The sequence below is a fragment of the Micromonospora sp. NPDC049230 genome (assembly GCF_040647875.1).
GTDB lineage: Bacteria > Actinomycetota > Actinomycetes > Mycobacteriales > Micromonosporaceae > Micromonospora.
The window spans coordinates 16,169-28,591 of sequence record NZ_JBEZCZ010000024.1; the positions used below are offsets into that span (position 1 = coordinate 16,169).

At 73.2% G+C, this 12,423-nt stretch carries 10 protein-coding genes; 7 read left to right on the plus strand and 3 right to left on the minus strand.

All coding sequences use genetic code 11. The annotated features are described in order from the left end of the window. The 7 genes from AB0A95_RS20250 to AB0A95_RS20280 are packed head-to-tail and all read left to right on the plus strand — an operon-like array spanning position 1 to position 8,270. The gene (locus AB0A95_RS20250) at positions 1 to 936 is read left to right on the plus strand and encodes an ABC transporter permease (RefSeq protein ID WP_357557302.1); all 936 of its coding nucleotides are present in this window, start codon (positions 1 to 3) and stop codon (positions 934 to 936) included. A gap of 4 nt (positions 937 to 940) precedes the next feature. Next, on the plus strand, positions 941 to 1,831 hold the full coding sequence (locus AB0A95_RS20255) for an ABC transporter permease (RefSeq protein WP_357557303.1): 891 nt from the start codon (positions 941 to 943) through the stop codon (positions 1,829 to 1,831). After that, the gene (locus AB0A95_RS20260) at positions 1,831 to 3,456 is read left to right on the plus strand and encodes an ABC transporter ATP-binding protein (protein ID WP_357557304.1); all 1,626 of its coding nucleotides are present in this window, start codon (positions 1,831 to 1,833) and stop codon (positions 3,454 to 3,456) included. Before AB0A95_RS20255 ends, AB0A95_RS20260 begins: the two co-directional genes overlap by 1 nt. 11 nt (positions 3,457 to 3,467) lie before the next feature. Beyond that, positions 3,468 to 4,676: an LLM class flavin-dependent oxidoreductase gene (locus AB0A95_RS20265; protein WP_357557305.1), complete on the plus strand. Its 1,209-nt coding sequence runs from the start codon at positions 3,468 to 3,470 to the stop codon at positions 4,674 to 4,676. Between the two features lie 15 nt (positions 4,677 to 4,691). Then, positions 4,692 to 6,050, plus strand: coding sequence for an NtaA/DmoA family FMN-dependent monooxygenase (locus AB0A95_RS20270; RefSeq protein ID WP_357557306.1), 1,359 nt, complete (start codon positions 4,692 to 4,694; stop codon positions 6,048 to 6,050). A gap of 10 nt (positions 6,051 to 6,060) precedes the next feature. Next, on the plus strand, positions 6,061 to 7,128 hold the full coding sequence (locus tag AB0A95_RS20275) for an LLM class flavin-dependent oxidoreductase (RefSeq protein ID WP_357557307.1): 1,068 nt from the start codon (positions 6,061 to 6,063) through the stop codon (positions 7,126 to 7,128). A 20-nt stretch (positions 7,129 to 7,148) separates the two neighbouring features. Beyond that, positions 7,149 to 8,270: an LLM class flavin-dependent oxidoreductase gene (locus AB0A95_RS20280; RefSeq protein ID WP_357557308.1), complete on the plus strand. Its 1,122-nt coding sequence runs from the start codon at positions 7,149 to 7,151 to the stop codon at positions 8,268 to 8,270. A gap of 14 nt (positions 8,271 to 8,284) precedes the next feature. Here AB0A95_RS20280 and AB0A95_RS20285 read toward each other — a convergent pair whose 3' ends face one another. Genes AB0A95_RS20285 through AB0A95_RS20295 form a run of 3 tightly spaced genes read right to left on the minus strand, consistent with a single transcriptional unit; the run spans position 8,285 to position 12,315 of the window. After that, complete coding sequence (locus AB0A95_RS20285) at positions 8,285 to 8,941, minus strand: response regulator transcription factor (protein ID WP_357557309.1); 657 nt, start codon at positions 8,939 to 8,941, stop codon at positions 8,285 to 8,287. Continuing rightward, complete coding sequence (locus tag AB0A95_RS20290; protein ID WP_357557310.1) at positions 8,938 to 10,233, minus strand: histidine kinase; 1,296 nt, start codon at positions 10,231 to 10,233, stop codon at positions 8,938 to 8,940. Before AB0A95_RS20290 ends, AB0A95_RS20285 begins: the two co-directional genes overlap by 4 nt. A gap of 42 nt (positions 10,234 to 10,275) precedes the next feature. Further along, positions 10,276 to 12,315, minus strand: coding sequence for a serine hydrolase domain-containing protein (locus tag AB0A95_RS20295; RefSeq protein ID WP_357557311.1), 2,040 nt, complete (start codon positions 12,313 to 12,315; stop codon positions 10,276 to 10,278). Positions 12,316 to 12,423: the final 108 nt, after the last annotated feature.

Below are 12,423 nucleotides of genomic sequence, written 5' to 3' on the forward strand. Positions count from 1 at the left end.
ATGGGCCGCCCACCCGTACGTGCCGTGGCCCGCCGGCTCGGTGCCGGCCTGATCGTCCTCTGGGTCGCGGCAACCGCCGCCTACCTGGCGCTGCTGGCCGCGCCCGGTGACACGGTGGACAACATCGTCGGCGACGGTGCGGACACCCCGCAGATCCGTGCCGAGATCATCGCCGAGTGGGGTCTGGACCGACCGGCCCTCGTCCAGTACGCCGACTACCTGCGCCGGCTCGGCGAGGGCGACCTGGGCCGCTCCTACCTGCTGCAACGCCCGGTCGCCGAGGTGATCGGTGACCAACTCGCCCCCACCCTCACCCTCGCGGTCGCCGCCGCCGGGCTCGGGGTGCTGCTCGCCCTGCTGATCGCGGTCGCCACGGCCGGGGACCGGCGGCCCTGGCTGCGCCGGGTCAGCTCCGGCACCGAGTTGCTCCTGGTCTCCACCCCGTCGTTCCTGATCGGGCTCGTGCTGCTCAGTGTGCTGTCGTTCCGGTTCGGGCTGTTTCCGGTCTCCGGCGACCAGGGGGTCACCGCGCTGGTGCTGCCCGCCGTCACCCTCGCGCTGCCCATCGCCGGGGTGCTCGCGCAGGTGCTCCGCGACGGGATCGACAGGGCACTCGACGAGCCCTTCGTGCTCACCGCCCGGTCCCGGGGCGTACGCGAGCGCACTGTGTTGCTGCGCCACGCGCTGCGGCACGCTCTCCTGCCCGCGGTCACCCTGGCCGGTTGGCTCTTCGGCATCCTGCTCGGCGGCGCCGTGATCGTCGAACAGGTCTTCGGCCGGCCCGGTCTCGGCCAGGTCACCCTCAGCGCGGTCACCAGCGGAGACATGCCTGTGGTGCTGGCCGTCGTCACCCTCTCGGCCGCCGTCTACGTGGTGGTCAACACCGCCGCCGACCTGGCCTACCTGCTCGTCGACCCGCGTCTGCGAAGGAGCTGACCCGATGACCGTCACCCTGGGCCCGCCGCTCACCGACGCTGCGGCGCTGACCCTCACCGACCCGGCCCGTCCGGCCGTACGCCGACGACCCCGGCCGCGACCCGGCCTGCTCGTCGCCGGGGCGTACCTGCTGCTGCTTGTGGTCGCCGCGGCCGGGCCGGCGGTGCTCGCCCCCGCCGACCCCCTCGCCGCCGACCCGCTCGCCGTGCTCTCCCCGCCGAGTGCCGCGCACTGGCTCGGCACCGACCACCTCGGCCGCGACGTCTGGACCCGGGTGGTGCACGGTGCCGGGCACTCCCTCACCATCGGGGTGGCCGCCACCGCGCTCGCGGTGACCGGCGGCGTGCTGCTCGGCCTGCTCGCCGGCCTCGCGCACCGGCTCGCCGACGAGGCGCTCAGCCGTACGCTCGACGCGCTGTCGGCGTTTCCGATGCTGCTGCTGGCGCTGCTGTTCATCGCCATCGCCGGCCCCGGCACCGTCAGCCTGATCGTCGCCATCGGCATTGCCACACTGCCGCACCACGCCCGGGTGGTCCGCGGTCAGACGCTTGTCGTCCGCCGCTGCGGCTACGTCGAACAGGCCGTCACCTTCGGCCAGTCCCGACCCCGGCTGGTGCTGCGGCACGTGCTGCCCAACGTGGTCGGCCCGGTGCCGGTGCTCGCGGTGATCGGGCTCGGCGAGGCGGTCCTGGCCGCCGCCGGGCTCAGCTTCCTCGGCATGGGCCCGCAACCACCGTCGCCGGAGTGGGGAGCGATGCTCTCCGAGGGACGTAACTACCTCCAGGTGGCCTGGTGGATCAGCATCCTGCCGGGCCTGGCGGTCACCGCCACAGTGGTGTCGCTGACCGTCGTCGGCCGCCACTGGCAGACCCGCTTCGACGGGCGACGGCGCTGATGGCCCCCCTGGTCACTGTCGAGGACCTGCACGTCGACTTCGACACCCCGACCGGCCGGGTGGCCGCGGTGCGGGGGATCAGCTTCACCGTCGAGCGCGGCGAGTGCGTGGCGGTCGTCGGGGAGTCCGGCTCCGGCAAGAGCGTCACCGCTCGTACCCTGGTCGGTCTCGCCGGCCCGGGCGCGCGGGTCCGCGCCGCTCGGCTCGAACTGGCCGACCAGGACGTGCGGGGGCACCGGCCACGGGACTGGCGGCGGGTCCGTGGCCGGCTCGCCGGGCTGGTCCTCCAGGACGCGCTGGTCTCCCTCGACCCACTGCGGACGGTGGGTGCCGAGATCGGCGAGGTGCTCGCCACCCACGGCATCGTCGGCCGCCGGGAACGGGCCGGTCGGGTCGCCCACCTGCTCGACGAGGTGCACCTGCCGGAGCCGGAGCGCCGCGCCCGGCAGTATCCGCACCAGCTCTCCGGAGGGCTGCGCCAGCGGGCCCTGATCGCCTCGGCGATCGCCGGGGAACCAGCCCTGCTCATCGCCGACGAGCCCACCACCGCACTGGACGTCACAGTGCAGGCGCAGATCCTGCGGCTGCTCGCCGAGCGGCGGGCTACCGGGGTGAGTCTGCTGCTGATCAGCCATGACCTGGCTGTCGTCGCCCAGATCGCCGACCGGGTCCTGGTGCTGCGCGACGGTCGGATCGTCGAGCAGGGGCCCACCGGCACGCTGTTGCGGGCCCCCGCGCATCCGTACACCCGGCAGTTGCTGGCGGCGGTGCCCTCGGCGACGTCGCGGGGACGCCGGCTCGGGGTGTCGCGGGCCGGGGACGCACGGACGGCCCTGCCCGCCCGTCCCGAGGTCCGCGCCGACGACACGGTGCTCGACGCGGACGGGCTGACCAAGACCTACGGCGAGCACACAGTCGTCCGGGACGTCTCCTTCTCCATCGCGCGGGGCGAGACGCTCGGCCTGGTGGGGGAGTCCGGTTCCGGCAAGAGCACAGTCGCCCGGCTCGTCGCCGGTCTGCTCAACGCCGACGCGGGCGCCGTCACCTTCGAGGGCGCCGCGTGGACCGGCGTGCGGGAACGGGCCCGTCGCCCGCTGCGGCGCCGGTTGCAACTGATCTCCCAGGACCCGCTGACTTCCTTCGACCCCCGCTACACCGTCGGACGGGTCGTCGCGGAGAACCTCGACCCCGGCGTCAGCCGGCCGGATCGGCGCGATCACGTCGTCGACCTGCTGCGGCGGGTAGGTCTCGGCGCGGACCTGGTCGACCGGCACCCCCGGCAGCTCTCCGGCGGCCAACGGCAGCGTGTCGCCATCGCCCGCGCGATCGCCCCCCGTCCGACGCTGCTCGTCTGCGACGAGCCGGTCTCCGCCCTCGACGTCTCAGTGCAGGCCCAGGTGCTCGACCTGCTGGCCGACCTGCGGGCCACCGACGGCACCGCCCTGCTGTTCATCTCCCACGACCTGGGTGTGGTGCACCACCTCAGTGACCGGGTGCTGGTCATGCACGACGGCGCGGTGGTCGAGCAGGGGCCGGTCGGTGACGTCTTCACCTACCCCCGACACGACTACACCCGGTCCCTGCTGGACGCGCTGCCCACGCTGGTCACCGCCGGCCGACCGTAGGAGGAACACCCATGACCGACAAGAGCCTGCACCTGGCCGTGGCGCTCGACGGTCTCGGCTGGCACCCCGCCGCCTGGCGGCTCTCGGGTGCCGAGGCGACCGCGCCACTGACCGCCCGCTACTGGAACGCCCTCGCGGGCGAGGCCGAACGCGGCGCACTCGACCTGCTCACCATCGAGGACAGCCTGGACCTCCAGACGTCTGCGCCGGACGGCCCGGACGACCGCACCGACCAGGTCCGGGGGCGACTGGACGCGGTGCAGATCGCCGCCCGCCTCGCCCCGCTGACCCGGCACATCGGGCTGATCCCCACCACCAGCACCACCCACACCGAGCCGTTCCACCTCTCCACGGCGATCGCCACCCTCGACCACGTCAGCGGCGGGCGGGCCGGTTGGCGGCCCCGAGTCTCCGCCCGCAGGGCCGAGGCCGGGCACTTCGGCCGCCGCGACATCCCGCCGCTGGACCCGGCGCGGCTCGACGAGCCGGAGGTCGTACGGCTCGTCGGCGACCTCTTCGCCGAGGCCGGCGACGCGGTGGAGGTGGTCCGCCGGCTCTGGGACAGCTGGCAGGACGACGCCGTGATCCGGGACGTGCCGACCGGCCGCTTCGTCGACCGCGAGCGGCTGCACTACATCGACTTCACCGGCCGGTGGTTCTCCGTCAAGGGCCCCTCCATCGTGCCCCGGTCGCCGCAGGGGCAACCTGTCGTCGCCGCGCTGGCCCACTCGTCGGTGCCGTACGCGTTCGCCGCCCGGCACGCCGACGTCGTCTTCGTCACCCCGACCGATCCCGGGCACGCCGCCGCCATCGTGGCGGAGGTGCGGGCGGCCGAGGAGACCGTCGGTCGGGCCGGCGCCCCGCTGCGCATCCTCGCCGACGTGGTCGTCCTGCTCGACGACTCGTCGACATCGGCCGGACAACGCAGGGCCCGTCTGGACGAGTGGCATGGTGCCCCGTTCACGTCCGACGCGGCCATCTTCGCCGGCACCCCGGGACAGTTGGCCGACCTGGTCGCCGCCTGGCACCGCGCCGGGGTGGACGGTTTCCGGCTGCGGCCGGGCGTACTTCCCGACGACCTGATCGCGATCACCCGGGCGGTGGTGCCCGCGCTGCGGGAACGGGGCCTGTTCCGCGCCGGCTATCCGGTCGGGACGCTGCGCGACCTGCTCGGCCTGCCCCGACCGGTCAGCCGGTACGCCGCCGTGGCGACCGCCTGAGCACTGGAGACCCTCATGCCCAAGCAGATCGTCCTGGCCGCGCACTTTCCCGGCGTGAACAACACCACAGTGTGGAGCGACCCGGCCTCCGGCAGTCAGATCGACTTCTCGTCCTTCGTCCACCTGGCCCGTACCGCGGAACGGGGGAAGTTCGACTTCCTCTTCCTGGCCGAGGGGCTGCGCCTGCGCGAGCAGCGGGGCCGCATCCACGACCTGGACGTGGTCGGCCGCCCGGACACGTTGACGGTGCTCGCCGCCCTCGCGGCGGTCACCACGCACCTGGGTCTGGCCGGCACGCTCAACGTCACCTTCCGCGAGCCGTACGAGTTGGCCCGGCAGTTGGCCAGCCTCGACCACCTGTCCGGCGGGCGGGCGGCCTGGAACGTGGTCACCACCTCCGACGCGTTCACCGGGGAGAACTTCCGCCGGGGCGGCTACCTGGACCGCTCGCTGCGCTACGACCGGGCCGCCGAGTTCGTGCGTACCGCGCGGGAGTTGTGGGAGTCGTGGCCGGCGGACGCGATAGTGGGCGACCGCGACAGCGGCCGGTACCTCACCGAGGCCGGACCCGGCGCGTTCGCCCACCACGGCGACCAGTTCGACATCGCGGGGCACTTCACGGTGCCCCGCAGCCCGCAGGTGCACCCGGTGATCCTTCAGGCCGGCGACTCGCCGGACGGGCGCGAGTTCGCCGCGTCCAGCGCCGACGCGATCTTCTCCCGGCACGGCACCCTGGAGGACGGCCAGGACTTCTACCGGGACGTGAAGTCCCGGCTGGCCTTCTACGGCCGCCAACCCGAGGATCTGTTGATCATCCCTGGTGTCACATTCGTGCTCGGCGACACCGACGCCGAGGCGCAGGAACGCGCGCACCACATCCGCCGCCAGCAGGTCAGCCCACAGACCGCGATCCTGCTGCTGGAACAACTCTGGAACCGGGACCTGTCCGGGTACGACCCGGAGGGCCCGCTGCCCGCCGAGGACCCGGACGTCTCCGGCGACGCGATCAGCCGGGGCCGGGCCGGCATGTATGCCGACCCGGTCGACACCGCCCGCCGGTGGCGGGCACTGGCCGAGGAGAAGGGGCTCGGCATCCGCGATCTGATCATCGAGGTCACCGGCCGGCAGTCGTTCGTCGGCACCGCGCGGCAGGTCGCCGAGCGGATGAACCACTTCGTCCAGTCGGACGCCGCCGACGGGTTCATCCTGGTGCCGCACCTGACCCCCGGCGGCCTCGACGAGTTCGTCGACCAGGTCGTGCCGCTGTTGCAGGAGCGCGGCGTCTTCCGCGGCGAGTACACCGGCACCACACTGCGCGACCACCTCGGTCTCGGCCCCGCCCGCCCGGTCACCCGACCCTCCAGCCGAAAGTGACGGTCGCCGCATGAAGTTCCTGCTGATAACGCTCATCACCCACCTGCCCGACCCGGTCACCGGTCTGCGCAGGAGCACCACCGACCGGTTCCGGGAGGTGGTCGACACGGCGGTCCTCGCGGAGGACCTCGGCTTCGACGGGTACGGCGTCGGTGAACGCCACGAGCGCCCGTTCATCTCGTCCTCACCGCCTGTGGTGCTGAGCCACATCGCGGCCCGTACCTCCACCATCCGGCTGTTCACGGCGGTGACCACGCTCAGCCTGCTCGACCCGGTGCGCGCCTACGAGGACTACGCCACCCTCGACCACCTCAGCGGCGGCCGACTCGAACTGATCATCGGCAAGGGCAACGGTGCCGCGCAGGCACAACTGTTCCACGTCACCGCCGAGGACCAGTGGGACCGCAACCGGGAGGGCTACGAGCTGTTCCGTCGGCTCTGGCGCGAGGACCGGGTCACCTGGTCCGGGACGTACCGGCCGTCGCTGACCGACGCCGAGACCTGGCCCCGCCCGCTGCAACAGCCCATCCGCGTCTGGCACGGCAGCGCCACCAGCAGAGAGTCGGTCGACCTCGCCGCCCGGTACGGCGACCCGATCTTCTCCGCCAACGTCACCAACCCGATCGAGCCGTACGCCGAACTCATCAGCCACTACCGGGAACGGTGGGTCCACTACGGGCACGACCCGGCGGACGCGCTCGTCGGCGCGGGCACCGCCGGCTTCTACGTGGCCCGCACGTCACAGGAGGCGGTCGAGCGGTACCGGCCGATCTTCGACGCCCGCGTGGCCGCGTTCCGGCGGCTCGGCATCCAGCCGGTCTTCGCGACCCTGGAGGACGCCATCGAGCGCAGCTCGATCCTGGTCGGCAGCCCGCAGCAGCTCGCCGACAAGGTGTTGCGCTACCACGAGCAGTTCGGCCACGAGGTCATCCACCTCCAGGCCGACCACGACGGGCTGACCGACAAGCAGCACCGGGAGAGCCTGGAGCTGTTCCAGGCCGAGGTGGCCCCGGTGCTGCGCCGGGAGATCCCGAGCCGCCCCTTCGCAGCGCCGGCGACCGCCGCCGCGGCGGCCTGACCAGAGAAACGGGGACCAGCATGCCGTCCACTCCACTGTCCATCCTCGACCTGTCGCCGGTGCCCGCCGGCGCCACCGTCACCGACGCCCTGCACAACACCGTCGACCTGGCTCGTCGGGCCGAGCAGTCCGGCTACCACCGCTACTGGCTGGCCGAGCACCACCTCGCCGCCGGCGTCGCCAGCTCCGCGCCGGCCGTGCTGATCGGGCAGGTCGCCGCGGCCACCAGCGTGCTGCGCGTCGGCTCCGGGGCCGTCCAGGTCGGGCACCGCACCGCCCTGTCGGTGGTCGAGGAGTTCGGCACCCTCGCCGCCCTGTACCCGGGCCGCATCGACCTCGGGCTCGGCCGCTCCGGTCAACGGCGGATCGAGGCGGCCCAGGCGGTCGCCGCGCCCGCCCCGCCGGTGCCGGCCCGGGTGGTCGACGGGCTGCTCATTCCGCCGCCGTTCTCCTACACCAGCGTGCTCACCTCACCGCGCTTCGCCCTGAGCACCGCCCTGCTGCACCAGCCGGGCGCGCAGCCGCCACCCTTCGCCGAGCAGGTGGCCGACGTGCTGGCCCTGCTGCGCGGCGACTACACCGACGCCGACGGCCTGGACGCGCACGCCGTGCCGGGGGAGGGCACCGACCTCCAGGTGTGGCTGTTGGGCAGCAGTGGTGGGGAGAGCGCCCAACTGGCGGGCGCGCTGGGCCTGCCCTTCGCCGCCAACTACCACGTCAGCCCCTCCTCGGTGCTCGACGCGGTCGCCGCGTACCGGGCGGCGTTCCAGCCCTCGGCGACGCTCGCCGAACCGTACGTGGTGGTCTCCGCCGACGTGGTCGTGGCCGAGACCGACGACGCGGCCCGCCGGCTGGCCGCACCGTACGGCCCGTGGGTGCGCAGCATCCGCAGTGGCGAGGGCGCGATGCCGTTCCCAAGTCCGGAGCAGGCCGCCGCGCTGCCCTGGACCGAGGACGATCGCCAGCTCGTCGCCGACCGGGTGGACACCCAGTTCGTCGGGGCACCCGGCACTGTCGCGGAGCGGCTGCGCACCCTGCGCGACGTCACCGCCGCGGACGAGCTGCTGGTCACCACGATCACCCACGCCCACACCGACCGGGTCAGCTCCTACGAACTGCTCGCCAAGGAGTGGGTCGACTGACCGGCGTGCCGCGGTCAGGGGCGGGCCACCCCGTTCTGGTACGCCCACACGACGGTCTGTAGCCGGTCCCGTGCGCCGATCTTGCCCATGGCTCGCCCGAGGTGCGACTTGACGGTGCTGGTCTCGATGAAGAGCCGGTCGGCGATCTCGACGTTGGACAGCCCCTGCGCGAGCAACTGCACGATCTCGGTCTCCCGCGCGGTCAGCCGGTGTGCGTCGGCGGCGTCCGGGTGGGGAGCGGGGGTGCGTCTGGCGAACTCCGCGATCACTCGACGGGTGACGGCCTGGTCGACGAGACCGTAGCCGCCGGCGAGGCGACGGACCGCCTCGACGAGATCCTCGGGCTCACAGTCCTTGAGGATGAACCCGCTGGCACCGGCCTCCAGCGCGCCGAAGACGTACTCGTCGAGGTCGAACGTGGTCACCACCAGCACCGCGGGCGGCGTTCCGGTGGCCTCGGCGACGATCTGTCGGGTCGCGGTGAGCCCGTCGCCGTGCGGCATCCGGACGTCCATGCAGATCACGTCCGGTTGCAGCCGACGGGCCAGCTCGGCGGCGGCGGATCCACTCGACGCCTCGGCCACCACCTCGATGTCCCCGGCCTCCTCCAGGATGACGCGGAAGCCGGCGCGGACGACCGCCTGGTCGTCGACGAGCATCACTCTGATCATGCCGGGTTGTCTCCCTTCGGGTGCGACGCGACGGGATCGTGTGTCGGTAGCGTCGCGGTGACCGACCAACCGCCGGCCGCGGTCGGCCCGGCCGTGAACGTCGCCCCGACCAGCTGTGCGCGCTCGCGCATGCCCACCAGGCCGACGCCGCCGGTGCGGGCCGCCGGCACGGTACGCCGGGCGGTGGGCTCGTTCACCACCTCCAGCGACACCGAGCGCGGCCGGAAGCGGAGCACCACCCGCGCCCGCGCGCCCGGGGCATGCTGACGGGCGTTGCTGAGTGACTCCTGCGCGATCCGGTAGAGAGCGACGTCGGCGATCGGCGACACCTCGCGCTGCTGCCCCTCGCGGACCAGCTCGACCGGGCCGGCGAGGGTGCCCACGTCGCGGACGAGGTCGTCGAGCATGCCCAGGCCCGGCACCGGAGCGCCACCGTCGCCGCCCTCGTGTCCCGGGCGCCCGCGCAGCACACCGACCACCAGGCGCAGGTTGTCCAGGGTCTCCTTGCCCTGGCTCCGGATCCAGGCCACCCCGGCCTTCGCGGCTGCCGGGTCGCGGTCGATCAGCCGCTCGACCGCCGCCGCCTGCACCACCATGCCGGAGAGGTGGTGGGCGGCCACGTCGTGCAGCTCCCGGGCCATCCGGGTCCGCTCCGCGCCGATCGCCGCCTGGGTCTTCGTCCGCTGTTCCCGGATCGCCTCCTCCGCCCGCACCCGGACCAACTCGACGTAGCGCCGCGACGTGGCCACGTAGCTGCCCACGAATGTCGCACCGAGGTAGGTCAGGGCGCTCGCCGAGACGTACGCGACGGCCGTGAGAAGGTCGGGGGTCACCAGGACGGCCGCCCCGATCGACTCGACCAGCACGGCCGCGCCGACGGCAAGCAGCGCGCGCCGCAGCGGCAGCAACGACCCGATGGTGTACGCCACGACGAACGGTGCGAAGCCCCGGATGGTCGCCTCCGGCAGCGAGACTCCGACGACGAGCAGTTGCAGGCCGAGGACGGAGGCGAGGCAGAGCAGCGGGCGGACCCGACGCAGGCACAGCAGCATCGCCTGGGCGCAGCAGATGGCGACGAGCAGCCAGGCCCGCGTCGGGTCGAGGGACACCCCGTCCTCCGGTGCCACGAGCCAGAACAGCACGGTCAGCAGGACGAATGTCGATACGGTCAGGACCACCGCGAGCAGGCAGTCGCGGGGGAAAACCCCCGTCACGCCGAGTCGGGTGAGCCGTCCGTCGAGCCACTTCGTCAGTCGCGGCGGGTCGGGTTCGGTGCCGGTGTGGTCCGTCATGCGGTGCGCATCCTCGCTCCGGATCGTCCCGGGTCGGGCGGGTCAGTAGGAGATGCTAGGCGCGAGCAGCCGGAACTCCACGGCGAACCAGCCCGCGCCGGCGAGAGCGAGCAGGAGCAGGGCGCTGCCGGTGATCCTCCGCCAGCCGACGTGGCGTCGGGCGTCGTCGGCCAGCCGGACGGCGGCGGGCAGCACACCGAGCAACCCGACCAGTTGCAGCACCTGAGCGGTGCGCAGCACCGCACCGGGGACGTCGCGCAGGCCCATGATGCTGCTGAGGGCCAGCACCCACCCGGCGAAGGCGAGCAGCGTACCGGCGACGGCGACGCGGCTCAGGATCCGGGCGGTGCGCCCCGCCCGATCGCGCCGGGCACCGCCGAACCTACGACGAACGAGCGCGCCGACCGGCCAGGACAGCACGGTGAGCAGCAGCACGACCGTCGACACGGCGAGCACCGGGACGACCACAGTGGATGTCCGCGCGGGCTCGACCGGGAGCAGCGCGAACGCGGAGTCGAAACCGATCGCCTCGACCCGGTCGTCGGCCACCCGCATGGCGATCGTGCGTTGCCCACCGACCTCGCGCCAGACCCACGGGGCCACCTCCTCGTAGCGGGCGGGGGAGCCCGACAGCGGGCCCGGCTCGAACAGCAGCCGGTTGCCGTCGGCGACGCTGACCGTCGTCCGGCCGACCAGGCCGATCATCGTCAGGAAGTTGCTCCGTACCGTCCGCGAGGACTCGTACGTGCCGGCCGCCAGCGCGGCGTGCTCGGCGGCGGTCGCCGAGTCGACACCGGCGGTCGGTTGCCCGTCGCGGGCGGGGAAGTAACGGTCGGCGAAGCCGTGCACTACCGACTCACGAAGTTCGTGGCTGGCCAGGGCGCCGCCGGAGCCGCTGCTGTTGAGCGAGAGGAAGATGCCGGCCCGGTCGTCGGGGTAGATCTGGAGGTGGGTGTGGAAGTAGTTGGTGTCGCCGCCGTGGCCGAGGATCCGGTGGCCGTTGCGGTTCTCGTCGAAGAAACCGAGGGTCATCCGGGGGCCGTCGGCAAGGGCGCCCAGCGAGGTCGAGTCGAGTGCGGGACGCTGCATCAGCTCGCGGGTCGGCCTGTCCAGCAGGGGTGCGAAGCCCACCGGCTCGCCGAGCTGGGCGAGCATGAAGCGCGCCATGTCCGTCGCCGGGGCACTCAGCGCGCCGGCCGGGGGCGTGCCGACGATCTCGAAGGGCGCGGCGGGCCCGGCGGAGGTGTCGTACCCCTCGGACATCCGGTCGCGCAGCGGCGCCGGCAGCGGCTGCTCGAAGGTCGACGACGGCATGCCGGCGCGGTCCAGGATGTTGCGCTGGACGTACTCCTCGAAGCGTGTCCCGCTGACGCGTTGCACGATGTAGCCGGCGAGCGCGTTGCCGTAGTTGGAGTAGGCCGGGGTCGTGCCCGGCTCGTAGATCTGCTCCGGCGGGTCGGCCGTCAGGGCCTCGCGCAGGTCGAGGTCTGTGGCGTCGGTGCCGATCAGGCCGGCGATCCGCTCCTCGAAACCGGCGGTGTGCGTCAGCAGGTGCCGCAGGGTGACGGCCCGCTCGTAGCTGCGCGGCAGGTCGAAATCGAGGTACGTCTCGACGTCGGCGTCGAGGTCGAGTTTCCCGCTCTGCACGAGTTGCAGGACGGCGGTGGCGGTGACGAGCTTCGACACCGATCCCATCCGGAAGAGATGGCGGTCCGGAGCGACGGGGACGGCCCCGGTGTCACCGTCACCGGTGTCGGCGTGGCCGTACCCCCGCGTCGTGAGGATCTTGCCGTCGTCCACGACGGCGACAGTGGCCCCGGCGATGCCGGTGCGGTCGAGTGCGGCCGGCAGCACGCCGTCGAGCCAGGCGTTGACGTCGGTGCCGGTCAGGGCGGGGCCCGTGCCGCCCGGGGCTGCGGCAGCCGCCGGGGTGTCGACGTGCGGGGCGGGGCGGGCGGGCGACGCGCCGCAGCCCGCGGTGGTCCCCGCGACGACGGCGGCGACCGCGAGGATCGCGCCGAGTCGGACGAGCCTTCCCGCCGGGCGGGTTGAGCGGGTTCGGAGACATGTACGAGAGCGCATCTCTGCCGGTGCCTTCCCCGGCGACCGGGTGTCCGGAGCGGGTCCGTACGGCGTCACCCGATGCCATGGCACAAGTCTGTTCGACAGCGCGCGCCGAACCATCTGGCG

Excerpts from the sequence above, each read along its gene's own strand:
- AB0A95_RS20250 (WP_357557302.1), top strand. The coding sequence starts at position 1 with ATGGGCCGCCCACCCGTACGTGCCGTGGCCCGCCGGCTCGGTGCCGGC.
- AB0A95_RS20255 (WP_357557303.1), top strand. The coding sequence starts at position 941 with ATGACCGTCACCCTGGGCCCGCCGCTCACCGACGCTGCGGCGCTGACC.
- AB0A95_RS20260 (WP_357557304.1), top strand. The coding sequence starts at position 1,831 with ATGGCCCCCCTGGTCACTGTCGAGGACCTGCACGTCGACTTCGACACC.
- AB0A95_RS20265 (WP_357557305.1), top strand. The coding sequence starts at position 3,468 with ATGACCGACAAGAGCCTGCACCTGGCCGTGGCGCTCGACGGTCTCGGC.
- AB0A95_RS20270 (WP_357557306.1), top strand. The coding sequence starts at position 4,692 with ATGCCCAAGCAGATCGTCCTGGCCGCGCACTTTCCCGGCGTGAACAAC.
- AB0A95_RS20275 (WP_357557307.1), top strand. The coding sequence starts at position 6,061 with ATGAAGTTCCTGCTGATAACGCTCATCACCCACCTGCCCGACCCGGTC.
- AB0A95_RS20280 (WP_357557308.1), top strand. The coding sequence starts at position 7,149 with ATGCCGTCCACTCCACTGTCCATCCTCGACCTGTCGCCGGTGCCCGCC.
- AB0A95_RS20285 (WP_357557309.1), bottom strand. The coding sequence starts at position 8,941 with ATGATCAGAGTGATGCTCGTCGACGACCAGGCGGTCGTCCGCGCCGGC.
- AB0A95_RS20290 (WP_357557310.1), bottom strand. The coding sequence starts at position 10,233 with ATGACGGACCACACCGGCACCGAACCCGACCCGCCGCGACTGACGAAG.
- AB0A95_RS20295 (WP_357557311.1), bottom strand. The coding sequence starts at position 12,315 with ATGCGCTCTCGTACATGTCTCCGAACCCGCTCAACCCGCCCGGCGGGA.